Origin of the sequence: Silvanigrella sp., from assembly GCF_044369315.1 — a bacterium.
Classification (GTDB): Bacteria; Bdellovibrionota_B; Oligoflexia; order Silvanigrellales; family Silvanigrellaceae; genus Silvanigrella.
In genome coordinates this window covers 1-23,965 of record NZ_JBIPMD010000007.1, presented here as the reverse complement: position 1 = coordinate 23,965, position 23,965 = coordinate 1, and the positions used below count along the sequence as shown (strand labels likewise).

Sequence of the window (23,965 nt, the reverse complement as noted above, 5' to 3'; positions counted from 1 at the left end):
AATAGGAAATATAAAGTAATGCTTTCCCATAAAGATTTCACGGAAGAATATGAAAAGAATATCAGGGCTTTTATGAGTGCTTTAGCAAGACTTGAAATTAAAAATTCAAAGCGGATTGCAAGATTTTTAATTAAAAAGTTTTCAGAAGAATTTAACAATATCAGATTTAATAGTGTGAAAATAACTCAATTCGAGTGGCTAAATGAAACGGAGTACAACACAAGCTACAAAAATTTTGATGAGTTTATCGAAGAATTAATAGCTAAAAATGTTATTGTTTGCTTTGATAAAAATGATATTTTTTCCCCTCAATATAATATGGGGGAAGTAACTAGAAAGTATATCGATGTTGCGGATTGGCTTAATATTCCAAAAAAAATAAGTTTGCTTGAAAACGAATTAAACAAAATGGCAACAAAAAAAGACTTAGAATATTTAGTAAATTCAGTTATAAAAAGAGACTAAAAATGAATACAGAACAAAATTACGTTGTACAAGAAAAACAGTTTAAAAAATTAGACGAAGATTTTGGTTTCTATGAATACGAAACTAGATTTATTATCTGCCAACCTGATGGGACTTTAATAGACGATGCGCAAGGATACGGGTACAAAACAGCACAAGCAGCTCATAAAGCTCACTGGTTTAAAAATAAAGGTGGAAAAGAAAAGATAGATTTAACAAAAAAACAAGCTAATGTTTTTTGGAAGAAAAACAAAAAGTTTGGTGATGAATTAAGAGATTATTTAGAATCAAATTGGAAAAGAGAAATCCCCAATAAAGAGATAGAAGAGTATGCTAAAGAAAAAAATATAATTGGGTTTTCTCCTAAATTTTTGGAATACTTATTTAGATATTAAATTGAAAAACTTTGTAAAATAAAAACACAATTATATTTTAGCAGGGAGGCTATAAAATGAAATTAAAATCTATTCTAACATTATTTTCTATTGCAATTATTTCTACCTCTATCATTTCATGCAAAGGCAAAGATGGTGAAGATGGTAAAAAAATATTTGAAAAAGAAGTGCCCGTTTATATTCCACCTAAAAACGGTCAAGATGGAAAAGATGGTTTGAATGGCCGAGACGGTAAAGACGGTTTAAATGGTAAAGACGGAGTAGACGGTTTAAATGGCGTTAACGGAATAGATGGTTTAAATGGTAAGGATGGTAAAGATGGGATAAGTTATTCTGAATTTTTAGATCTAAAAAATTCTTTAGAAGCCCTCTCACTTAAAGTAAATGCTTTTGACCCTCCTACTTTTTCAGCTCCCGAAAACACAAATAAAGAAGAAATCGAAGTTAGAAATGAAATGCACAGAAACCTTTTAGATTTAAGGACTGAATTACAGACCGCAATTAGGAAATCAAAAGAAAGCACAACGCTTGAACAAAGCGAGAAATTGGCTCAACTTTCTGGTTCTTTGGAAAGAGTTACTGAAACATTAAATTCATTAATTGATATGGTTACATCGTCTGATTATTTATCAAAATATGCAACTTTAGATAGAGTAAAAACAATCGAGGAACATTTAAGAACAGCTATCAATGCAATTAATATTTTAAAGAATCCTGAAAAAGCAAAATGCTTTAGTAAAAAACCTGAAGATAAACAATTTAAATATTCAGAGGAATGTACAAAATTAATGCAGGACGTTGTTAACGATAGAAACAAAAAACCTATTCCAAATTTGCCAGAAAATGAGGTGTAACATGAATTTTGATTATCAATTGCCTGAAGATACACACGAGAACAGACAAAGAGATATGGTTTACCCCACTAGAATTTTAAACAATTTGGGAGGAGGAAACTTTATTGTAATGACAGACGCAACAAACATGGCTTTTACCAGAAACACTCTTGAGTTTTTTATACCTAAAAATATTTCTGAAGCAAACAAAATTGTAATCACCTACAACGAAAATGTAGATAGATATTTAATGTATTTTGTTAAGCACGATAAGCTTAAATCAGAAGTAATAAAACAAGAATTGAATTTAAAAGGCAGCGAATTAAGAGATAAATTTGAAACTAATACCCAACTTTCTACCCGTTAAAACAAGAAAGCCCCGGCTTTTAGACTAGGGCTTTCGAGTAAGAACTACAGAACAAAAAACTCTATCGAAGAATCTATCTGTAACCCCTTGTAACTGCCACAAAAAAATACCCAAGTCAAAATCTTCCTGTAAAAAACTTTTAACTGGCTAAAAATAAAAAGCTTAACTTTTTCGAGTCAAAAACTTGACAGGTGAATAGTTTTACCTGTAAAATATTTTTAACTAGTGAAAGTAAGAACGTCATTAGTGAACAAAACACTTTATCGGAGGTATACCCCTATGTTTACAAATTCAGAAATCAATTATTATTACGCTAAGTTAATGGCCGCTAGAGCAATTGGCGAATGCTACCAAAACGATTTAGCTTACAAATTAGGCACTGATAGAACAATAGCGCATTCTGTGGCCGTAGCTTTAAAAGTTCCGTTTAAAACAACAAATACAATGTACGGTTTAAGACTTAAATATGATGTGGAATTATGGCAACAAAAGCAAAGACTAGCTAAAGTTAATGCGTCGTAATGCTCATTAACACATAATTTTAACACATACGGAAAAGGAATTTCCCCATGACAGTAGTAAGAAAACCCGTTAATAAATATACAATAAAACCCACAGAAATTAAAATCCCTGCTGTTTCCACAGGAGCAACAGAAACAGCAATAACAGCAACATCAAACGAAACCCTAGAACGTCTTGCGCAATATGGATTCGATAGGGCTAGAGTTGAGCTTATCAAAGACCAGATTGCAAAAGGAGCTACCGACTTAGAATTAGAAATGTTCCTCATGACGTGCCAAAGAACAGGATTAGACCCATTTTCGAGACAAGTTTATATGATAAGACGCTGGAATAAAGACGCTACAACAAAAGATAAAAAAATAGCTACGATTCAAATATCAATTGATGGATTTAGAGCCATAGCAAGCGCACATCCCGATTATGCAGGCCAAACACCAACATTATTTTGCGGTAAGGATGGGATCTGGAAAGAAGTTTGGACAGGCGACGCTAGCAAAGGCGAGTTTCCTTATGCTGCTAAAGTAGGAGTTTATCGCAAAGGATTCGAGGCTCCCACTTACGCCATCGCTAAATGGGATTCTTACGTACAAACTTTTGATAATAAAGAAGAAAAAATTAAAAACGAAGTTTCCCCAATGTGGCGCAAGTTTCCTGAGTTGATGCTTGGCAAGTGTGGCGAGGCTTTAGCTCTTCGTAAAGCCTTTCCAAAGGAACTTTCTGGCTATTATGCACCCGAAGAAATGGCTCAAGCTAACAATGTGATAGAGGTTGAATCAAGCCCTGTAAAAGCAATTAGCGAGCATGTAACGGCCGTTAAAACCGCTCCAGTAGCCCTTGCTGCTCCTGCTTCTACTCAAGCCCCTAAAGCTGAACTGGAATCAGATAAAGAACCTTACACGGGCAAAGACAACCATAGAGAAATTTTTAAAGACCTTATGGCGCAATTAAAATGTGTAAAAAATTGCAAGACCTCAGAAGAAAAAGCCCCGATTTACAAGGCTTTTAATGAAAAAAGTATGGGGGTGCCCCTATGTTTTTTGGAGGAGCATTTGAAGAATCTTGACGAAGAGGCAATGCACGCATAACAGGCAGGCAGTCAATTGACTGCCCCATAGAAAAGGGGAGTAAATGGGATTTAAAGAGGCATTAAAGATGCAACGAGCAAAAATTTTAAAAGAGTGTGACAAAGATGAACTAAAAACATCAGAGCTTGCGGAAGTTTTAAAATGCACAAAAATAACAGCTAGATTAGCAGCAAGTGAGTTAAAAATACCGTCAAGAGTTGAACCTTGCAGATATGGGGAACAGCGAATTTATTTAATAAAAGAATGGAAAGAAACTTACAAAGATTAATTAATCTTTTTTAATCGTACCAAGTTATCTTTTATTTCTAAGTTATATTCAGGTCTAGAATTTATTGCTGTCTTTTTTTCTATAATTTTTGGGATATCTGCTAAATGTTTTTCCGCTCTTGATCGTGCTTCTTTTGCAAGTGTATCTTCAACTGGTTTTAAATAGATAAGCCATTCTTGCTCGTTCCAGTATTTATTTCCTGCTTGCTGTTCACAAAGAAATCTAGCTAATAAATTTACAAAATTAATTGCGTGTTGTTCCGTATTATCAAACAGTTCTTTTGCTTCTGTTTCTGTAAAACCACTCTCTTTTTCTAAAATTGCTTTAATTACCGTATTTTCAAAAACTTCAAGCCAATTATCAAAAGTTTCGTTTTCACATGCTTTGTGAATAGAGCTTAAATAGTATAAATGATCGGGTAATTTAGGTAAAAATGTTCTCATAATTCTGTTCTTTTTTTAAGGTTATGGCCAAAAGCCAATATTAGCATAGAGCAAATTTTACAGCCGTGCAAACAAGCAAAAAAATCTAAATGAAAATAAATTTATCGGCATTGTTATGCTTTGCCTAATAACCAAACATTTTTTGTTGAAAAAGTATTTTGTAACAACATCTTGTTGCAAGAGTAAATAATATTGAGGTTTTTGCAGTAACAAAAACCTCAACTTTAAATTTAGGACAGAGCATATGCAATGAGTAAAGGATTCGGAAGCTGAAGGCAAGTCACCAGAAAAATTTTTTTTCTAAAACGAAGTAAAATAATTTATAAAAACTAAAGCATGCTAAAAATCTCTTAAAGAACGATTCCAGTTTTCCAATAATGGGTCACGTTCTCTTTCACGTTTTTTAGGTTCAATTTTAATTTTAGGTTTTTTTGCATAAATTCGGTCATTTAGCTCTTGCCATTTTTGCTCTGAATATGTGTCAATCCCCAAATCGTATGCCACTGCTCTTGCATAAATTCGGCAGTCTAAAGCTTCATTTCTTGTAAAAGTTTTCTTCCAATGATTATTATAATACGTCTCGGAACATAACATTTTAAAATAATATTCTGGATAATCTGGAAAATGGCAATAAGCAATTGGGGTTTTGCCGTCTTCAATTCGTCTGTTTAAATTACCATAAAATTCAGTCTTAAACTTATCAACTTGCACAGATAAAACTTTAATTGTTTTACCTAAATAAAATCCATTGCTATTTTTTTCTTTTACATCAATTGTAGAACACATTCCTTTTGTGCCACGTGTAGACGTTCCTTTAACGGGAATGACTTGATTAAATCGCTCGTGAGTTCTACAAAAGTTATAAATAAAATTTGACCGATTCCCATCTGAGCAGTCAATGCCCATTCTTTCAATAGGTAACACAGCGTCACTATCTGCTACAGGAAATAACTCATTTGTTACTTTTCTTAACTCATCCCACACCTCAGCTTGTGAAGTGTCCCCTAGTAAAGTCCTGTAACAAATACTCCAGCTTTCCCTGTTTTTTCCCCAAGCCACAACTTCTAATTCAATTCTATCATGCTGAACATCAGCCCCACAGGTTAAAAGGCATGCCCCTTTAGGGACTATATTTTGTGGGTAATATTCACGTCTATTGTATATCTTTTCAAAGTCAAATATTTCTCCTGTTTCTTCGACAGGCAAACCAGCTTCTAGGTTTATCAAACTAATTTTTGCATTTTCATCAAAAGCGGCCGCTTCAATTTGCCTTGCAATATCTGCCCAACTTTTCCAACCTATTGGCGCATACATTGAGCTAATATGAAAACTTGCATGATTAGGGTCTTTGCTTTTAGCGGTAGGAATCCATTTGCCACGAGGAATAATATTTATTTTATCAATTTCAGAAAATAAATTTTTACATTGGATACATTCATATTTTACAGACTCAAAATTATCTTCTTCCCATTTTAATTGACCGATTAAGAGTTCTTGAAAATGCTCACAATGGGGACAGGGTACATGAAACTTTCGTTGGTCTCCTTCTAAGTAACTTTTATAAATTAAACTTGTTTTTGCGTCCGTGGGCGTACTATTGATAAATATTTTTTTATTGGAAAATGTAGAGGTTCTTGCAGAAGCTAATTTTATAGGCGAACCTTCTCCGTCAAGATTCCGAGGCATGCGATCAACGTCATCAAGAACGAGAATTCTTACTGGATTAGAGCATAATCCAGCAGAACTATTTCCACCTGCAAAGTATAAAACACCGCCCTCATATTCTTTCATTAAAGTAGTGTTACCGCCAGCTTGAGAACGAGCAGCTTTAAATTTATCTTTAATCTTTGGAATCTCATCTAGCAAAGGCGTAAATCTGTTCTTACTAAATCCCTCCACCAACTCTTGATTAGGCATAACAAGCAATAAAGGGCATGGGTCTAAATCTGCATAATAAGCTAACAAGTTGTTTGCAAATGTAGATAGCCCTAATTGTACCCCCTTCATTAAAGTTACAATCTGAAAAGGCGAGCTTAAGCTTAATAACTTCATTGGCTCTCTCAAATATTCCACACGCTCCACACTGTAATTACCTGCCTCGGCTGAAGATTTAGAAGAAAGTTTTACATACTTTTCGCACCATTCAGGCAAGTCAATTTGTTCAATTGGCTTTATTCCACGAAGAAAAGCGTCTCTATACCCCATCTATATCACCTGTTACTTTTTCTGTTTCCTTCTCTTCAGGTAGATTTAAAATATTCAAAACATTTGTTAACTCTTTAGTTAAATGTGTTTTAATTGTATGGGGTTCTGTAAAACTGGAATAAAGATTGCAAACCCTTTGGGGAATTAACATCAATTGTATTCTAACTTTTCTACCTATTTCAAATGCTTCTTTTTCAACTTCTTCCGAACTAATTAAACTTTTTTTCTCTTGCAAAAGCTTTAAACGTGTTCTCTTAACGTCTAAAGCCATTTTTTTTGTTTTCTCAAAGTCATATCTTAAATCAGAATTGTTATTGTTTTCTGTATTATTTACGGGCGTGCGAACATGGAAATTAGAGCCATTGCTAGACCTAGCACGATGCTTATTGTTATAAGTATTGAAACTAGAAATATTATTGTTACGATTGTTTGAATAAGTGTCATTAGAATTTTTGTTAATTTTTTCATTAATATCATTTTCTTTTTTACTGTCATCTAAATTATTTGTATTTTTTTTTGAAAAAACTTTTAAAACCTGAGTTAAGTCATATAAAACTTTTCCTTTACTATCAACGTTTTTTGCAAAATCTAATCTTTTTTGAGCAATTAGTTTAGATATGTAGGGTTTGCTGACTCCCATTTCTTTAGCAAGGTTTGTGGCATTTATTAAAATAGAAGTCATTTTATTTTACTTTCTTTAATTCTTTGTCTAAATAATAATTTATATTGTGCTTCAATCTGTTTAAATAAGTTTGCTTTGCTTTAGCACTTATTAAATCTGCAATTCCCATATTGTTTTTAATTACATCGGTCATGCTTACATTACTCATCTCTCTCTTGTATGAATCTCTAGCGGAAGACTCACGACCTAATGCAATTTTAGTATTTTTAATTGCATTGCCTTTTTTACTAAGCCTTAAAAATGTTCGGTTTGTAGCAACATCTTTTCCTAAAATCTTAGCTGTTACTTTTGTATATTTACGCTTTCCTTTTTTACCTAATATTTTTTCAGTTCTAAGTTGAAAATTTGAAACTGCTTCTTGGAATGTGGAAAAACCTATAGAGGCTTTCATGTCTTTTATGGGGGTATTATCTTTTGCCTTTAATTGTTTAAAAACACGCTTGTGAAAAAGCTTTACAGGTACTTTAATTTCTTTTTGTTTATTTAATTGTGCTCTTGCAAATGAGGTGACACTTTTTTGAGTTTGTTCCAACGAGCGACGAATTGCCGCTTTTAATGCTTGAGATGCTATTTCTTTTGTTGCTTTTTTTAATGAATCTAACGTTTTTGTTTTTATTTGGATGGTAGCCATTTTCAATCCTTGTTAATGTAAAACCTAATTGTTTTTTTTGTTTAGTGTCCTCTTTTATTTTGTAATAAGATTCAAGACAACCGTTAATAACGGGAGGAAGTTCTTTTTTTTTCAGCCATAGCGGCAAGGGTTTTCCTTGTTCTGCAAGTCGGTAGAATTTGGGTGCAAGCATTTCTATAGCTAAAAGCACATGGCACGGTTTGACATTCGTCTTCGTAACAAGGAGAGTTTCGGCCATCAGATCTTCAACCATGACATGGCCTCTGGAAAAATAAGCATATCTACTTAAAATAAAACAAGCTTGCCTAACTGGCTCAAGAAGAACTCTCGGAGATTTTTTAAAATCATAGATATCTTTTCCGATTAAAGTGCTCACTCTTCCCAAATCGTCTATTACCGTACAAATTGTCCTTGGTGTTATTTTTATTTCCATGCAACTATTCCTTTTTATTCAGATAGCTACAGGTTAACTTCTAATGTAATCGGTTAACTAATTTTAATTTTAAATTAATTATGGATAACTTTTTAAATTGATTTTATTGGGAGAATTTTTAACAAAAAATTTTCAGGATAAGAATTGGAAAAAATCTTAAGACCAAGATTGACAAAACATACCCCTATGTTTTATATTTGCGAGACTAAGGAATTGAATTTTCTTAGAAAACAAAATAGGAGGCTCAAAATGACAACCGCATCAACTATGACAGATTTAAACGGGATTGTTGGGAATTATTTAGGCGATACTTATACAAAATTTGGAGTGGAATGAAAAATATTTAAAAGAATAAGAAACAAAGAAAGAGATTGCTTAATGTCTGAAGGTGAAAAAACAAGAGAGCGATTTTTAAATATAGCTAAACATTTGGGGCTTGAAAACCCTGAAAATTATGCAAACAACGCTCTCAGAAATTTGAACATGTACGATTCAATGATTAGAAAAAAAGATAAAAATTATAAGATTAATTTTCTAAAAACTCATCCTAGTTTTGATAGCGATAATTTGAAATATAAAGATGTTGCTAGAATATTGGGGACTGAGCTTAGGTATACAAAAAAATTAATAGTTGATTTACAAATACCTGTAATTTTAAAACCAAAACTTGATAATGAAAATGATGTGATTGGGTATGTCCAGCTTAAAACTTGGAGAAAGGCAATAAAGAAAGATTAAGAATTTTTATTTATCTTTTGCCTGCTTCTAGTATGGGTAAATTTGCTTCTGTAGGAATATAAATCACTTCTTTATTATTCCCATTTAAATTTGATATCCAAAGATAACGTAAATAACTCTCATTATTTTTTAATGAGCTGCCTATAATTTCGTTTGCTTTAGCTACACCTTTAGCCCGTTCTATTTCTGCAAGAGCTTCTGAAATTGCAGCTTCTTTTTTTGCTTCTGCTTCAAGGATTTTAATTTTCCTATTTGATGTTGCTCGTGCTAATTCTGCTTCTCCTTCTTTTTCTTGCTGCCAAACTTTATAAAGAGGGTAAAAAGTAAATCCACTAATTACCATAATTGTTAATGTTATTATTGTATAAATTAAATTAGATTTTTTCATATATTTAAGAATTTCCTTTAATCAAGTTTAGAAGCTTTTGCATATTTCCTTCTGAATGTTCACATAATTTATCGGAAAAGCAAACCATGCCAGTTCTGTATAAATAGGCTTTCTTTAAATCTTCATTTAAAAAATGAGTTAGCCAGCCTATTTGCCCATATTCGGCATGTGTTTCTATCCCTGTAATATAAAAATCTTTCTTAATCATTTGCGCCAATATATTGTTATTTGATAAGACAAAGCAGCATATAATCTGAATAAATCCTAATTCTTTGCAATACTCAATTGCTTTATTCAGACACTCCGATAAAATCCCCTGCCTTTGATATTCTTTTTTAACGACTCCATGGCGTAGATAGTAAACATCTATGTCTCTCTGCTCTCCCCTAAATAATGCAATAGCTTTATCACCGTCTTTTAAAATAAAATGATGAGAGATATTTGAAGTCTTATTTAATAGATTTTGTCTTTTTAATTTTTGCTCATTTGTTAAAATTCCTTCACGAATAAAAGTAATTTCATCAGGGAAATCTTGCATAAATTCATTATAGTAAATGTCCCAATATTGGGAATCGTTTACTTGTATTACTTGATAATTTAAAATTGTATTCATAAAAATATCATCCTTAATATTTAATTAAATTAATAGTTCTTCTTTGATTCTATACGGTATAGACGTTTCTCTTGTTCTGCTTGAAGTCTCTCAATTTTCAATTGTTGTTCTTTAAGATTCAATAAGTCCCTTTGATTCGATTCAAGTTTCACTTGAATCTTTTCAGAATTAATATTTGCTTGTTTTTGCTCTTTATAAATATCATCTATTTTAGCTAAAACTCCATTGTTTATATCTTTAGCTACATAGCCCACAAATACAAAAACTGTAATCAAAACCACAGTACCAAAAACATAAGGTGCGCCTGAGCCTGTGAAACCTTCAGTAACTTTATTGACCAATCTTTCAGTCATTGTATTGGCATTATCCTGTGATTTATTATTTGGGGGGCTTGAATTATTTTCCATTTGTTATCCTTTTTTTATTATTGAAATACGCCCTTATTTTAGATATGCGGTTTATCCAACCTTTTAATGGGTATTCATTTATTGAGGTAGTTTTGTAATATATTTCAGCTATTTTTTTGAATTGTTTTAATCTAAAGTCATAGAGGGTTTCTAAAATTTCTGATTCTGTCATGGGTCTTTCTAATATTTTTGCATTCATATATTCAGTTATTTTTTTGTGACCATAACTACCCCCATTAACTAAACAATCAAAATAATTATAATGAATTTCTATTCGCTCATTAAAGCGACAGTTCTTAAAAATTTCTTCTTGATAAAAATATTTAACTTCTTCGTCAGATAATGAGCTGACAGGTTTAATAGGAATACCCATTTTTTTACAAAAATTATTGTATGTTTTTTGGGTAATCCCTCTAAAAGTTTCCCCTCCCCTATCACGAGGATCATTGCTATGTCTCCCTTCCACTTTGTCCAAAATGTTTAAAAACTCGTTTAATCTGCTCATCTTCAAAACCTCCAAAATTTTAAGAAAGCACGTACCTAATTGAAAGGGTTGGACTTTTTAAATCGGATTTAAAAAAACTAAGCGAATCAATTGGCTACGTGATTTTTTAAAATTTTGAGGGGGTGAAACCGTGTCAGAAAACAGATCAAAATTAATGGAGCAATTGGAAGCCGTTGAGGAAGCCATATTTAGCAATGTAAAAATTGTTAAATTTGATGGTAAAGAAGTTCATTTTAAAACAACAAGCGAACTATTAAATGCACGGGATATTTTAATTACAAAAATTAATTCATTAAATAGGAACAGACCAAACAGGCGAGTAATGATTTATGATCCAAGATAATGTCTATTATCAATGGGAAATCAACACAAGGTCGTTTGCAGCGGCTAGCAGAAGCGCACGCCATCAAAATTGGCTTGCATTAGATACACATGGGATTAATCATAAACTTGCATATAATTTGAGTACTCTAAGGGCTAGAAGCCGCCAACTGGTGGACGATAGCGGCTATCCTTCCAAAGCCATGTCATCCATCCAAAATAACGTGGTTGGTGGTGGGATACTGGCAGATATTTATTATGGAAATAAAAAGAATAGATTCCTGCAAGAGCTATGGGACGAATGGGCAAAAAGCGCAAATGTAAGTGCCGATGGCATGCTAAATCTTTACGGCCTCCAATCCCTAGCTTGTCGGGAGGTAGCGGCTGGCGGTGATGCGTTTCTTCGCTGGTATCCAGCGGATAACTTATTAGGTTTTGAAATTGGCCTTATAGAGGCAGAGTTAGTAGATGAGAGTTTAAATCAAACAACCTCCCCAATGGGGCAAATCGTTCAAGGTGTTGTTGTAAATCCACGTGGTAGGCGGCTAGGCTTCATGGTTAAGCATAGCCATAACACGGCCGAATCGAGTTTTATTCCTGCCACTGAGATGTTGCAATTAATAAAAATAGAACGAGCTGGGCAGATTAGAGGAATCCCAACGCTTACACCTGCTATGCTCGATTTAAAACATCTTGATGATTATCAAACTTCGGAACTCATTAGAAGGCGTGTAGCAAGCTGTTTTTCGGCTTTCGTGCATGACATCCAAGGCGGAAGCCAAATTGCCGAAAAAGACAATCCTCGGCATTTAGAAGGTGAGACAATGGGCGCAGGTACGATAGAATATCTGCCAGCAGGAAAAACCGTTACTTTTCCCACTCCACCCAATGTTTTAGGTTATGCAGAATTTGTAAGCGTTACTTTAAAGAAAATAGCCGCAGCTATCAGCATGCCGTATGAATTATTAACGTCTGATCTATCTGAAGTTAATTTTAGTTCTGCCCGTGTTGGGCTGGTAGAGTACTACAAAAATGTAGATGCGTGGAGAGAAAATACAATTATCCCTCAGATGTGCGACCCCATTGTTAAATGGTTTGCCGAGGGAGTTAACTATCATTATCCAAAATTTGAAGTTGAAAAAATAAAAGCAATTTGGACAGCTCCGAAGCGAGAAAGTATCGACACATTAAAAGACGTGAAAGCGCATGTCCTCGCTTTGCAACATCAATTAAAAACAGTGGAAGAAATTAGAAGAGAAGATGGCTATACCTCGTCTGAACAAGTTTTAAATACCCCATTAAAAAATAAAACGGATAATAAAAATAAAAAAATAGGAGGTAATAAATGACAATATCCGTTTTAGAATCTTGTTTTAAATTAAAGCCTGAAAGCACAAAAGATGAAGATAGATCCTTTATATTAATTGCTTCAACAGGTGCAGAAACTCCAAGAACTGTATTAATAAATGGTAAAGAAGTTACTTATTTTGAAGAGCTAGTTATCTCTGATGACAGTGTAGTTTTAAATAGATTAAAGGCAGGAGCAAGCCTACTTAATAACCACAAACGGGATGATATTTCCCATATATTAGGCCGTACAACAGACGCATGGATCGAAAATGGTTTGTTACATGTAGCGGCTAGATTATCAAAACGATCAGGATTAGATGACCTTTGGCAAGATATAAAAGATGGAATTATTACCAGTATTTCCATGGGATATTTTACACTTCTTATAAAATGGCTACAAAAAGAAAACTACGCATATAAAACAAAATTAATCACAAAATTAGAACCATTTGAAATTTCAATAGTCCCTGTATCAGCGGATTATAAAGCAAATATTCGTTCATTAACTGATGATAACAATTCCTATAACGAAACAATAATTGAAGGAGAAACAGATACAATGTTTTATAAAAATAAAATCGGCCGTGCCATGAAAACAAGCGAGCCAGCAATAACAGCTTCTATGAATGACAATGTTGCTAATAATTCAACGACGATAGAATCAAGCAATGCCGTTTCTGATATAAAAACAGAAACTCGTTCTCTAAATTCCGCAAATACTACGGACATACCTAAGAGTTCTGTTTTTTATGCAGATTTAAGCGTCCTATGTGCAAAACGTTCTCTAAATACAGAACAAACACATAATGTTTTAACTGATGCGTTAGATATTCAACATGGCAAAAAACTTATTACTCAATACGCAATGGAAAATTTTGAAAAGAATAATCCAATTAAATCGCACTCTGCACCTGTATATGGGACAGACCACTGTGAAATAAAACATATGCAACGAGGCATTGAAAATGCCCTTGCTGCTCGTATTGGTGTCGAAGAAATACAGGAAATAGGCGCAAATTATCGTGGCATTTCCTTTCTTGATACTATTAAATGTTTAAATAGAGATTTAAGCGGATACGACAGAAACGAAATTGCGGAACGTGGGATAAATTCGGCATTATTTGGAGATGCACTTCATACAGTTGTGAATAAAGTCGTAAAATTCAATTATGGACTTATTGAGCAACCCTATAAACCTTTAATTAGCCCCATGGTGTTACCAGACTTTAAAGCAACTAATCTTGTTGATACGACAATATTTACCGAGTTTGAAAAAACGCCAGAAGGTGCGCCACCAAAGCAAGGACACTCCACAAACAACACTCAAAATTCTATTAAATTAGACACTTTTCAAAAGAAATTATCTATCACTCGTCAAGCAATCATAGGCGATGAAATAGGATTATTGCAAGAAATTCCAAAAATGTTTGGACGTGGTGCGGCAATGACTGAAAAGAAAATAATCATGTCTTTGTTTTCAGATCTTACTTATAAAATGGCGGATGGCCACACCGTATTTTGTAAAGAACACGGCAATCTAGCTGCCATCAAAGGCATTCCAAGCGCAAAAACATTTGAGGAAGGTGACAATGCTTTAGCTGCACAAGTAGCATTAGATGGTAACCGAATAGGCTTATATGGGTGTTGGCTAATTGTACCAAAGAATTTAGAAAATTCAGCTTACCGTGCTCTTGCTTCTGTCAATGCAAATAAAGCTGAAGACATCAATATATACGCAAATAGATTCCAATTAATTGTCGACCCGTCTTTAGATAGTATCAACCCTCATGGCTGGTACATGACTGCTAATCCAATTCAATATGACATAGTCAAAACCGCATATTTAGCAGGTTCCACAGGTTCGCAACTAAGGAAACAACAAAATTTCGATACACTTTCAATTGACTTTATTGGGTTACTGGATTTTGCGGCTGCAATATCCAGTTATAAAGGGGTTTTTTACAATCCTGGGAAATAATAAAGTAACAAACATAACTAAATTTAGAAAGGATTAAAAAAATGACTTTAGAAAAACCTAAACATTACACTGGCAAAATTGGCGAATATACAACTGGATATTTTTCAGCTCCTGAAAATGTAAAAGCACATGAACCCTATTTATTAGGTAAAATAGTTTACGTACCGTTAACTAACGCAAAACAAGGTGAGCATGTTACAGTGGATTTTAAAGGCCAATTTTTATTAGCAGTGACAGGAAAATTCGTTGCAGGTGCTCCGATATATTTGGACACTGCCGCTAGAACATTATCAGCAACTCAAAATAATAATTTAATTGGTTATGCCCTAACTAGCGGTGAAAATGAATTAGCGGAGATTCTCATATAATGAAAATAAACTTTAATTCATTAGTAGAAAACGCTTCAAATATAATTAACAGAACATTAGGTGAGCCGCTTTTAGTCCAATTTAAAGACGATAGGTTTAATTTATTGACTGGTATTTATGGGGAGAAGTTACTTACCCCTTTAGAAAACTCTATTGCAAGTATTACTGATTACCTTTGTACGGTCAGTGTAAAATCTAAAGATGAATTTGATAGAGTAGAAGTCAATTTTGTTAAAATTAAAGAAAAGAAATATAGCGTTGTAGCACAAGAAACTTTGCAAGGATTTATCAAATATTATCTAGGTGAGTATCATGACAATTCAAGTAACAAGAAAATTAATAAAAAAAGAGATTTTTGAGTATCTTAAAAAACTCTTTAATAAAGTTCAGTTACGAATAAATTACTTACATTCTTTTGATAATAAAGAAACTTATCCAATTGTAAGCATTTTAAGTGTTCCTGAAAAAATGGTTAAAGATATTTTCCCATATGGAACAGAAAGAGATGTTTTATTAAAGGTTCTTATTTTTAATAAGTACCCCATTAATGATTTAGATGGTTGGGAGCTTGCAGAAGATATAGCAGAATTAATTGAAAATGAAATGGCCTCGTTTATATCCCCCAATTTTAAGATAAAATATGAAGGCATGGAATACGATACAAACGAAAAAATAAGTTCGAGTTTATGTGAAATAATGACTCTAAATTATCTTGTTAACTATGAGTTCCACCCTATTCCATGGGAAGAAGTTGAAGAATTAAAATTACCAAAATTAGAAATACAATTAAATAACGAAGAAAAGGATAATAAAAATGGTTTCCTTTAATACAATAACCGATACAAGGCAACCGAGTTGCTGGATTGAATTTGATACAAGTGCCGCCAGTGGGGCTAACAAAGTTACTAAAACTTTGTTAATTTCTACCGCAAATATTGATGACAAATTAAAAGAAAATCACAATAAATTATTTAGACTTTCAAGTGAAAAAACAGTAATTGATATTTTTGGTCGAAATACCATTATGCACGAAATGTTTATATCCTACAAAGACAATGATATAGGAAATGCGACAGAACTTTGGGGCATGGCAGTACCTAATAGCAACATTGCCGCTAAAATTACATACAAAATACCAGATACAATGAAAGAAAATGAGTATATCAATTTTACTTATAACGGTTATTGGGCAAATGTTGCGTACAGTTTGATCACTAAAAATATAGAAGACGAATTTAATAAATGGATGAGTCAACACGGGATATTGTTTACTGTAAAAGTAAATTCAGCTAATAACAAACCGTCCGAAATTGTAGTTACGTCAACTCAAAAAACAGCGGCTTTAAATGGAAAAATAGGCATTTTTAAAGTAAATGAAGTTGAAACAAAACTTGAATTTTCAGGTGGGGTGTCTTCAAGTTTTGAAATATCAAAGATTTTTAAAGATATAATTAAAGATTTTGATTTTGATTTTTTTGTTTCTTCTTTTGTGGATAAAACTATTTTAGAAAAATTTTCAGCAGAGCTTGAAAAACGTTGGCATGCGGCAAAACAATTAGATGGCGTGTTAGTTTACGGAACAAACAATAAAGCCACGGCGGATACCGATAAATTCGACGATTTAAATACCCCATACATTATTTATTCAGCTTATCATAAATCACCAAAAGGCAATCACGAGATATCAGCGGCTCTTGCTGCCGCCGTAGCGGTTAGTGTTTCCATTGATCCAGCTAGGCCGCTGCAAACTGTCCCGTTAAATGGTATAGATCCCCCTGATGTCACCAACAGATTACAAAACTCTGAGGTTGTGGAATTATTAAATCGTGGGATTGGAGTAATTAATACAGTAGGAACTACTGCAAGAATTGAACGACTTTTAACCGCATACAAAAAAAATGATGCTGGATTGCCAGACGAAAGTTTACTTAGTCCTGAGACCGTTTTTACTTTATCTTTTATAAGACGTGATTTTAAAAATTATTTTTGGTCAAAGTATAGCAGATTTAAATTAGCAAAAAACACGGCCGTTGTTTCACCAAGTCAAAAAATATTAACTCCAAAGCTTGCAAAGTGTGAAGCTATTTCCAGATTTTTACATTGGGAACAATTGGGACTTGTCCAAGATTCAAAAGATTTTATTGAAAATTTAGTAGTAGAAATTGATGAGAAAAATAAAGGCCGTCTTAATTTCTTGTTACCTCCTACATTAATTAGGCAGCTAATCCAAACCGCTGTTCAGATCCAATTTAGATAAAGGATATACAAATGAGTAAAATGTTAGGTGGCGTTATTTCTTTAAAAGTGAATGGAAAATTATACTTTGCCACAGGTTCTTTTAAGTATGGTGGTGGAGAAATAAAACGTACTGAAAAATTAGCGCATCAGGGCGTGCTTGGTTTTACTGGAGAAACTACAGCGGCATTTATTGAAGGGGTTATTGTTAAAAAAGATATAGCTTTGAAAGATATTGCAGATATTGAAGATGCTACAATTACGCTTGATTTACCAGATGGAAAAACATTCACTTTATATCAAGCTTTTTCAACAAATGAAAAAGGCGTAGAAGCAGATACGGAAAAGGGCGAAATTTCAGTTAAATTTGTTGGCTGCAAGCATGCAGAAGTTTAATAATAAATTTATAAAAGTAAAAGGATTTTATCATGACAACAAAAAATAGAGGCTCAGTAACCGTAAAATTAGATTACCCCATCACAACGAAAGAAGGGGAAGTCGATGAAATTACAATACAAAGAATAAGTTTAGGTGATGCACTAGATTTAGAATTCGATAAAATGAACACGCCTAAAGCGTTGTTAGATGTGTTTAGTCGTGTATGTGGAATAAAAAAAGATAATTTAATAGATTTAGATTTTACAGATTACGGACGTTGCATGGAAGTTTTAAAAGGTTTTTTGAAGAAGCCTGTTTTGAAAGACACACAATTACCCGAATAATAATTCATTTTGCCCATAATTTACATTGGTCTAAAAAAGACATTTTAGAGTTAAATTGTGGGGAAGTAATAGAATTATTGGACGAAATGAAAGAGTATTTCAAATGACGACTATTCCTTTAAAAATAGAATTAAGCACCATTGACTCTTTTTCTAGTGACTTCGACAAGCTTCAAAAGGATTTTTCCCAAATAGCAAACTCGATTAAAAACATCGGTAACATGAATGAGCTAAGTAATTTGGGAAAAGAACTCCAAAATTTAGGCGGTGGCTTTAATAAACTCGGTACTAATCTTGATATAATGGGGTCTAAAACTAAGAACACGTTTAAAAATATGTTTTCTGATTTTAGATCTAATTTAAAAGATTTAAAAAATGGCTTCAATGATTATATACAGCCTCTTAATGATTTAGGTAATAAATTAACATCTGCAATTACAAGCGGTCTTGATGGGGCAAGTGACTATAAATTAAATGTGGACATTATAGCGGAATCAGCGAATTTAAATTCGGGTGCTAAAAATCTTTTAGAAATTGAAGCGAAGAAACTTTCTCAACAAATGGGTGTAGGGCTTCCCGAAATTTCAAAAGTTATGCGTGAAGCGGCAAGAAAAGGTGTTGAAGATGTAGGCCAGCTTGTGAGCATTTCAAAAGTTGCTATTCAACAATCGAAACTTTCTATTCAAAAAACTGATCCGTTAAATAGCATAGGGACTTTATCAGGGGTTGCAAATACGTTTGAAGAATTCGACTACTCCAAAATAGGGGGATTCTTACATAAGCTTGAGATTGCGTCAGGGGCTAACTTAGAAAACGTTTTACAATCTATGAAGGCTATTGCACCCATTGCAAAGCTGATGGGGCTTAGTAAGGAACAGGCCGCTAGCTTTATCACAAGTGCAGGTAATAACGACATAGAAGGCTCAGAAGTGGCTACAGCTTCAAAGAATTTTATGTTTGGACTGTTAGAAGCCCGTACACAATCCAACGATTTTAAAAATATGGTCAAAGCTAATCCTGCATTAAGAGAACAATACGAAAAAGCAGGAATTGATTTAAAACCAAGTAAAAAAGGCGAAAATGAGAAAGTACAAGCGGCACGAGGACTAGGCTTCGATATGAGTAAATTGACTGATATCAAAGGTCAATTTGATATGAAATATATTATTGAAACCTTCCAAAAAGCGAAGGAATCGCTTCCTAGTGAAATCTTCATGGCTCACAGCACTAAATTATTTGGGAAAGAGGGCATACACGCCACTGTAACTTTTGGTAACAAAGGAAAAGGCGACTGGCTGAAATCTGCCGATAATTTATCTAATTCCGATGGGGTTTTAGACAATAAATATAAATTGGTAGCGGATAGTTACAAAAACAAAGTTGATACTTTTCAAGCTTCTTTCGAAAATTTGAAAATCACTTTTGTAAATTCAGGGCTTTTAGATGTTTTGTCTGAAACTTTTGCTAAGCTATCACAATTAATTACGAAGTTTGAGAATTTAGTAGTCGAATTCCCATGGATAGGACAATTGGTTTCCTTTGGTGGCATTATTTTAGGAGCATTTACAGGGATATCCTCAGCTATTCTAACGGTAGGGGCTGTTTTAGGTGGCCTTAAATTTTCTTTGTTAGCTATCAAGGGAAGTTTTATTTTATTTGGTGGGGCAGCATTTAAAGCATTAATGGCTATAGGCACAGCATTTAAATTTGTAGGAGCTTTGGCAGTAGCTAACCCCATAGGTTTAACTGTAATGGCTATTGCTGCCGTTATTGCTGGTTTATCTTGGGTAACGATAAAATATTGGGATGATATTAAACTAGGTTTAAACGTAGCTTTAGTTGAATTTATAAAATTTTATGATTGGATGAAAGGCATTTTTTGCGGTGTTTGGGACGATTTAAAGCTTGGGTTTACTAGTTACTATGATTATTTAACATCATCATTTAAAAATATATGGCAGGTTATAAAAAGCGTTTTTAATTGGATTTCTACAACATTAGGCAATATTTGGGATAATCCTAAAGCTGGATTTTTACAGTACATTTTAGATATTAAAGAAGGTTTAACGACGGTTTTTCAAGGTCTTCTTGATAAAATTCAGCCTGTTATTGACTATCTAAGAGAAGCTTTTGAAAATTTCCAGAGAATGTTAGGAATTGAAACCAAGCCAAAAGCCCAACAGCAACCTGATAAAGTGGCTTATAATAGCTTCCCAATTCCTACGCAAACAATAAAGCCACAGCTCGATTTATCTAATTTTAAAGATGTTATTGATGCTCCTATGGGAGCCATAAAAAAGGCTGATAAGCTACCCAATTTATCAATGGGGCAATCGTTTTTGCCTAAAATTGAGCCTATCCAACCCTTATTTGCAAATATGACTATGCCAAGTTTAGCGGCTCCAATGGCTCCCGTGGTATCTCAAAAAGTGGCTTCCCCCATTATTGAAAATCCCTTAAAAGGCCTTGATTTTAAAAATCGAATAGAGCCACATAGCTTTAAGTTCCAACCCCAAAATATAAATATTCCTCCAATAAGCCAGAAAGCCGCACCTAGCGAAGTTAGCGGTAAAATCCAGATCGATTTAAACGCTCCCTATGGAACAACTGCAATTGCCAAATCAGAAAGCTCAAATGTTTTTATGGGTCTTAATCTTGGCAGAGCCAGCCCATTCGATTAGCCTCTTTTCTTTCATTAATCATAAAATTTGACAGTTTAAAAAAATTTGATTACCGATGAGTTAACGAAAGATTTTATAGAGCTTTCCGAGACTTTTTAACCTGTTTTTAAATTCCGTTAATTGCCAAGTTTAGCGAAAGGATTTTTGCTATGTTAATAGGCTACATGAGAGTAAGCACAACCGATCAAAATTTAGATTTACAACTAGATGCTTTAAGAGGTGCAGGAGTAAGCGTTGAAAACATATACGAAGATAAAGTTTCTGGGTCAAAAGCGGACAGAGTAGGCTTGAATGCTTGCCTTAAAGCTCTTAGAGCTGGAGACATATTGATAGTTTATAGTTTGGATAGACTAGGCCGCAACTTGCAACACCTCATCCAGCTTATAAACGATTTAAATAAAAGAGAAATCAGCCTAAAAGTTTTAACAGGGGCACCAGTTGATACCACCACGCCACACGGCAAGTTTTTGTTTACGGTTTTTGCTTCGTTGGCAGAATTTGAAAGGGCGTTAATGATAGAAAGAGTAAATGCAGGACTCAAAGCCGCAAGGGCTAGGGGTAGGTTCGGTGGTGCTCCTTTTAAAATGACGATTCCCAAATTAAAAACATTGATGGCTCTAATAAAAGATAAAAATTTAACAGTCTCAGAAATAGGCCAACAAGTAGGCATTAAATCTACTACTATTTACGATTATGTGTCCCCTAATGGGGAACTCAGACCTAAAGCAAAAAAATTAATACAAAAAAAATTAGGCGAAATAGACCAAGATTTTTAAATTAATCATATAATTCGCTTTGTGGCACACCATGCAAATAACCCCAACTAGATAATTAATATAATAATAACAATGGAATAAACACAAAACCCTAAAAAATAGGGTTTTGTGTTGACTTACCCTAAAAAATAGGATATTTTAATTGAGACTAAAGGGGTAAATTCATGGAACGAATTTTTGTGTGGTCAAATACGTTTATCGACAAGTTAAATAAACAATTTTCTAAATTAAAAGTTCAAGAGATTGAAGGCAGAATCGAAAAAGAATTGCGAGAAGATCCAGAATCTGGCGATTTAATAGAAGGGACTCACGGATTAAGGAAACTTAGAGTTTCTGACGGGAATAAAGGGAAAAGCGGATCATTACGGGTTCTTTATTTAGATGTAAAATCAAAAGAACGGATTTATATCATTGCTTTTTTTCCTAAGAGTGTGAAAGAGAATCTTTCTAATTCAGAAAAAAAAATATTAGCTGATATCGTCTTAAATATTAAAAGTGAGGCTGAAAATGATAAAAAAACAAAAAAGAAATAATGAATATTTTAATGAAATATTGTCAGGTTTAAACGAAGCTTTAGATCACGCAAAAGGAAATAAAAAGCTAAAAGTAACAAGTGTTAAAATTCACCCTGTACAAGATATGACGGCAAAAGAAATAAGTAAATTAAGAGAGAAATTATCCTTTTCTCAAGCTATTTTTGCTGAGTTTTTGGGAGTATCTAAAAAAACAGTTGAGGCATGGGAATATGGCAAGAGCCATCCTAATGGAGCAGCTTTAAGATTATTAAACTTAATTGATTCAGATCCTCAATATTTTGAAAATAAGGCAATAGAAAAAAGCGAAGTTGCTTAAACTCTATTTAAACATTTAAAATAAAGTGAAATTTGCAGGATGCAATTTAAAACAAGGAAGTTTATATAATTACTACATAGGATTAATGAAATGATTTCTGAACATAAACCAAAATATCCAAAAAACATGCTGCCTACAATTAACTATGATGAGTTAGAAAATCCTACACTTCTTTCTAGTAGTATTGTTGATCTAGAATACGGGGTTATGAAAAATTTGTGCTATTTTGTTGAAGACCTAACCGAAATTTTAAAACAAGAAAAAATGGCTCAGACTCCAGAAATAATGGTTGCACATCTTTGTTCCTATTTGGGATTTTTAGTTGCTAAAAATCTTAACAACAAAAAATCATTAGAAGTAATTCCGCATATTCAAAAACTTATTGAGTCAGAAGCTGAAAAATCCTATGAAATATTTTCAAAATTTTTACTTGATCATAAGAATAAAACTAAAGAAGAAAAAGAAAATCAATTTTCAGAATTAAGAAACAATACGCCAAGCAGTATCGTCGTTCAAACTTTACGTTTAGGAAGAGATATTTTCGATTCATTAGATTCTCTTCGTTATAATTCATCTTTTTATAATAAAGATAAGTTCTTTTGTCCGCAAAATATTTTCTTTGAATTGCTAAATAAACATCAAAAAGCTTTAAAAAAAGAATGGCGAGACCGTCTATCTATGATGTTTATTATAAATCAAATATCTGTTCAAATTGGGTGGGTAATGGGTTATTATGGATTTTATGATAAAAGTTATCCAAAGAAATATCTAGAATTTGGTTTGCCATGTATTGAACTTTACGGGACAGCTTAAGAAATGCGGCTTCGTATCTGATGGTTGTTGATTAACTATTGGTATAATTTTTAAGATTATTTAGTATTGTTCTAAGTTCATTTATTAAATAGTCATTAAATTGATTACTCGTGTCTCTGTTGGTAGAATTATAACCAAGTTTCACATCAAATCTATTTTCTTGAATACTAGAACATTTAAAACGTTTCTCTTCGCCTAATGAGTTTTTACTATGTACTGTTTCGTTTATTTTAATACCAATTATATTATAAGAAAAATTAATTTTATTATAATATTCTCTTACATCATTTTTACTGTATAAATTAATTATTTCATCTATTATTTCTTCAGATTTTTCATTTCCATAATTAAACTGAATTTTTAAAAGTCCATTTTTTAAACATGAAATTATAATTTTATCATTATTATCTTTGAATATAATTCCATTTATATCAAAATGATTATTTGTTATAAATGTTTTACTCTCTCTATCAAGAAAACATTCAGTTTTTAATTTGGAAAAGTTTAGATAAACTTCAGATTCATTAGCGTATTTTTTATAAAAATTTTTATCAAAAAAATAAATAATAACTGAAGGTTTTTCTATTTCTTTTAAACTTAATAAATCATTATTTATATAATCAAATATTTTTTCTATTTTATAGTTATCAATTAGTTCTTTTAATTCATCCATAAATGTAGCTCCATTTGAAAAAGTGTTTTCTTGCTTCGGTTAGATTCATATATTGTTTAGCTATTTTAATTTATCTTTTAAAATAAAGGGTGGTATGATCCCCGAAAAGTGGACTATTAAATTTCATAATTTTCTTCATATTCTAAAGGTGCATGATAATCAAGGGCAGAATGAGCACGAATTCGATTATAAAACACCTCTATATATTCTATGACTG

General features: G+C 32.8%; 32 protein-coding genes. 22 read left to right on the top strand and 10 right to left on the bottom strand.

Annotated elements, in window-relative coordinates:
* Window positions 1-18: 18 nt before the first annotated feature.
* From ACIQ56_RS01500 to ACIQ56_RS01470, 7 genes are all read left to right on the top strand, one after another.
* Window positions 19-465 (top strand): hypothetical protein, encoded by a 447-nt coding sequence (locus tag ACIQ56_RS01500; RefSeq protein WP_397599317.1) that lies wholly within the window; start codon window positions 19-21, stop codon window positions 463-465.
* A gap of 2 nt (window positions 466-467) precedes the next feature.
* Window positions 468-860 (top strand): hypothetical protein, encoded by a 393-nt coding sequence (locus tag ACIQ56_RS01495; RefSeq protein ID WP_397599316.1) that lies wholly within the window; start codon window positions 468-470, stop codon window positions 858-860.
* A 56-nt stretch (window positions 861-916) separates the two neighbouring features.
* Window positions 917-1,714 (top strand): hypothetical protein, encoded by a 798-nt coding sequence (locus ACIQ56_RS01490; protein WP_397599315.1) that lies wholly within the window; start codon window positions 917-919, stop codon window positions 1,712-1,714.
* Between the two features lies 1 nt (window position 1,715).
* The gene (locus tag ACIQ56_RS01485; protein WP_397599314.1) at window positions 1,716-2,060 is read left to right on the top strand and encodes a hypothetical protein; all 345 of its coding nucleotides are present in this window, start codon (window positions 1,716-1,718) and stop codon (window positions 2,058-2,060) included.
* 246 nt (window positions 2,061-2,306) lie between these two features.
* Complete coding sequence (locus ACIQ56_RS01480) at window positions 2,307-2,582, top strand: hypothetical protein (RefSeq protein WP_397599313.1); 276 nt, start codon at window positions 2,307-2,309, stop codon at window positions 2,580-2,582.
* 47 nt (window positions 2,583-2,629) lie between these two features.
* Window positions 2,630-3,667: a phage recombination protein Bet gene (gene bet, locus ACIQ56_RS01475; RefSeq protein ID WP_397599312.1), complete on the top strand. Its 1,038-nt coding sequence runs from the start codon at window positions 2,630-2,632 to the stop codon at window positions 3,665-3,667.
* 43 nt (window positions 3,668-3,710) lie between these two features.
* A complete protein-coding gene (locus tag ACIQ56_RS01470; RefSeq protein ID WP_397599311.1) occupies window positions 3,711-3,935 on the top strand; it encodes a hypothetical protein in 225 nt (74 codons plus the stop codon).
* On the opposite strand, the gene ACIQ56_RS01465 is transcribed toward ACIQ56_RS01470, so the two are convergent.
* From ACIQ56_RS01465 to ACIQ56_RS01450, 4 genes are all read right to left on the bottom strand, one after another.
* Window positions 3,932-4,378: a hypothetical protein gene (locus tag ACIQ56_RS01465; RefSeq protein ID WP_397599310.1), complete on the bottom strand. Its 447-nt coding sequence runs from the start codon at window positions 4,376-4,378 to the stop codon at window positions 3,932-3,934. The two genes, ACIQ56_RS01470 and ACIQ56_RS01465, sit on opposite strands and share 4 nt — an antisense overlap.
* Before the next feature lie 339 nt (window positions 4,379-4,717).
* A complete protein-coding gene (locus ACIQ56_RS01460) occupies window positions 4,718-6,583 on the bottom strand; it encodes a phage terminase large subunit family protein (RefSeq protein ID WP_397599309.1) in 1,866 nt (621 codons plus the stop codon).
* Window positions 6,573-7,265 (bottom strand): hypothetical protein, encoded by a 693-nt coding sequence (locus ACIQ56_RS01455; protein WP_397599308.1) that lies wholly within the window; start codon window positions 7,263-7,265, stop codon window positions 6,573-6,575. Before ACIQ56_RS01455 ends, ACIQ56_RS01460 begins: the two co-directional genes overlap by 11 nt.
* 1 nt (window position 7,266) lies before the next feature.
* The gene (locus ACIQ56_RS01450; protein WP_397599307.1) at window positions 7,267-7,896 is read right to left on the bottom strand and encodes a hypothetical protein; all 630 of its coding nucleotides are present in this window, start codon (window positions 7,894-7,896) and stop codon (window positions 7,267-7,269) included.
* An 811-nt stretch (window positions 7,897-8,707) separates the two neighbouring features.
* Between ACIQ56_RS01450 and ACIQ56_RS01445 the strand changes: the two genes are divergently transcribed.
* Entirely contained in the window at window positions 8,708-9,067 is a 360-nt protein-coding gene (locus tag ACIQ56_RS01445; RefSeq protein WP_397599306.1) for a hypothetical protein, read from the top strand.
* A gap of 10 nt (window positions 9,068-9,077) precedes the next feature.
* Here ACIQ56_RS01445 and ACIQ56_RS01440 read toward each other — a convergent pair whose 3' ends face one another.
* Genes ACIQ56_RS01440 through ACIQ56_RS01425 form a run of 4 tightly spaced genes read right to left on the bottom strand, consistent with a single transcriptional unit; the run spans window position 9,078 to window position 10,980 of the window.
* Entirely contained in the window at window positions 9,078-9,455 is a 378-nt protein-coding gene (locus tag ACIQ56_RS01440) for a membrane protease subunit (protein WP_397599305.1), read from the bottom strand.
* Window positions 9,456-9,459: 4 nt separating this feature from the next.
* Window positions 9,460-10,068, bottom strand: coding sequence for a GNAT family N-acetyltransferase (locus ACIQ56_RS01435; RefSeq protein ID WP_397599304.1), 609 nt, complete (start codon window positions 10,066-10,068; stop codon window positions 9,460-9,462).
* Between the two features lie 29 nt (window positions 10,069-10,097).
* Window positions 10,098-10,475, bottom strand: coding sequence for a hypothetical protein (locus tag ACIQ56_RS01430; RefSeq protein ID WP_397599303.1), 378 nt, complete (start codon window positions 10,473-10,475; stop codon window positions 10,098-10,100).
* On the bottom strand, window positions 10,465-10,980 hold the full coding sequence (locus tag ACIQ56_RS01425) for a glycosyl hydrolase 108 family protein (protein WP_397599302.1): 516 nt from the start codon (window positions 10,978-10,980) through the stop codon (window positions 10,465-10,467). Before ACIQ56_RS01425 ends, ACIQ56_RS01430 begins: the two co-directional genes overlap by 11 nt.
* A gap of 130 nt (window positions 10,981-11,110) precedes the next feature.
* On the opposite strand from ACIQ56_RS01425, the gene ACIQ56_RS01420 reads away from it, so the two are divergent.
* The 14 genes from ACIQ56_RS01420 to ACIQ56_RS01355 all read left to right on the top strand — a co-directional run bounded on the left by ACIQ56_RS01420 (window position 11,111) and on the right by ACIQ56_RS01355 (window position 23,075).
* Window positions 11,111-11,323 carry a phage head-tail joining protein gene (locus tag ACIQ56_RS01420; RefSeq protein WP_397599301.1) on the top strand — a complete coding sequence of 71 codons (213 nt, stop codon included), beginning with the start codon at window positions 11,111-11,113 and terminating at the stop codon, window positions 11,321-11,323.
* Window positions 11,310-12,650 carry a phage portal protein gene (locus tag ACIQ56_RS01415; RefSeq protein ID WP_397599300.1) on the top strand — a complete coding sequence of 447 codons (1,341 nt, stop codon included), beginning with the start codon at window positions 11,310-11,312 and terminating at the stop codon, window positions 12,648-12,650. Before ACIQ56_RS01420 ends, ACIQ56_RS01415 begins: the two co-directional genes overlap by 14 nt.
* Window positions 12,647-14,629: an HK97 family phage prohead protease gene (locus ACIQ56_RS01410; protein WP_397599299.1), complete on the top strand. Its 1,983-nt coding sequence runs from the start codon at window positions 12,647-12,649 to the stop codon at window positions 14,627-14,629. Before ACIQ56_RS01415 ends, ACIQ56_RS01410 begins: the two co-directional genes overlap by 4 nt.
* 41 nt (window positions 14,630-14,670) lie before the next feature.
* Window positions 14,671-14,997 (top strand): DUF2190 family protein, encoded by a 327-nt coding sequence (locus ACIQ56_RS01405; protein ID WP_397599298.1) that lies wholly within the window; start codon window positions 14,671-14,673, stop codon window positions 14,995-14,997.
* Window positions 14,997-15,356, top strand: a complete 360-nt coding sequence (locus ACIQ56_RS01400) for a hypothetical protein (RefSeq protein ID WP_397599297.1) — start codon at window positions 14,997-14,999, stop codon at window positions 15,354-15,356. Before ACIQ56_RS01405 ends, ACIQ56_RS01400 begins: the two co-directional genes overlap by 1 nt.
* On the top strand, window positions 15,310-15,825 hold the full coding sequence (locus tag ACIQ56_RS01395; RefSeq protein ID WP_397599296.1) for a hypothetical protein: 516 nt from the start codon (window positions 15,310-15,312) through the stop codon (window positions 15,823-15,825). Before ACIQ56_RS01400 ends, ACIQ56_RS01395 begins: the two co-directional genes overlap by 47 nt.
* Window positions 15,812-17,254, top strand: a complete 1,443-nt coding sequence (locus tag ACIQ56_RS01390) for a hypothetical protein (RefSeq protein ID WP_397599295.1) — start codon at window positions 15,812-15,814, stop codon at window positions 17,252-17,254. Before ACIQ56_RS01395 ends, ACIQ56_RS01390 begins: the two co-directional genes overlap by 14 nt.
* An 11-nt stretch (window positions 17,255-17,265) precedes the next feature.
* Window positions 17,266-17,628 carry a phage tail tube protein gene (locus ACIQ56_RS01385; protein ID WP_397599294.1) on the top strand — a complete coding sequence of 121 codons (363 nt, stop codon included), beginning with the start codon at window positions 17,266-17,268 and terminating at the stop codon, window positions 17,626-17,628.
* Between the two features lie 32 nt (window positions 17,629-17,660).
* The gene (locus ACIQ56_RS01380; protein WP_397599293.1) at window positions 17,661-17,954 is read left to right on the top strand and encodes a phage tail assembly protein; all 294 of its coding nucleotides are present in this window, start codon (window positions 17,661-17,663) and stop codon (window positions 17,952-17,954) included.
* Window positions 17,955-18,057: 103 nt separating this feature from the next.
* Window positions 18,058-20,634: a phage tail tape measure protein gene (locus ACIQ56_RS01375; RefSeq protein WP_397599292.1), complete on the top strand. Its 2,577-nt coding sequence runs from the start codon at window positions 18,058-18,060 to the stop codon at window positions 20,632-20,634.
* Window positions 20,635-20,783: 149 nt separating this feature from the next.
* On the top strand, window positions 20,784-21,410 hold the full coding sequence (locus ACIQ56_RS01370) for a recombinase family protein (protein WP_397599291.1): 627 nt from the start codon (window positions 20,784-20,786) through the stop codon (window positions 21,408-21,410).
* Window positions 21,411-21,574: 164 nt separating this feature from the next.
* Complete coding sequence (locus ACIQ56_RS01365) at window positions 21,575-21,943, top strand: type II toxin-antitoxin system RelE/ParE family toxin (protein WP_397599290.1); 369 nt, start codon at window positions 21,575-21,577, stop codon at window positions 21,941-21,943.
* Window positions 21,918-22,262: a helix-turn-helix domain-containing protein gene (locus tag ACIQ56_RS01360; protein ID WP_397599289.1), complete on the top strand. Its 345-nt coding sequence runs from the start codon at window positions 21,918-21,920 to the stop codon at window positions 22,260-22,262. The genes ACIQ56_RS01365 and ACIQ56_RS01360 overlap by 26 nt, the downstream gene beginning before the upstream one ends.
* Window positions 22,263-22,352: 90 nt before the next feature.
* The gene (locus ACIQ56_RS01355; protein ID WP_397599288.1) at window positions 22,353-23,075 is read left to right on the top strand and encodes a hypothetical protein; all 723 of its coding nucleotides are present in this window, start codon (window positions 22,353-22,355) and stop codon (window positions 23,073-23,075) included.
* Window positions 23,076-23,106: 31 nt separating this feature from the next.
* Here ACIQ56_RS01355 and ACIQ56_RS01350 read toward each other — a convergent pair whose 3' ends face one another.
* Entirely contained in the window at window positions 23,107-23,748 is a 642-nt protein-coding gene (locus ACIQ56_RS01350) for a hypothetical protein (protein ID WP_397599287.1), read from the bottom strand.
* A gap of 116 nt (window positions 23,749-23,864) precedes the next feature.
* Window positions 23,865-23,965: IS3 family transposase (locus ACIQ56_RS01345; protein WP_397599331.1), on the bottom strand; the 101-nt coding region annotated here is incomplete at its 5' end.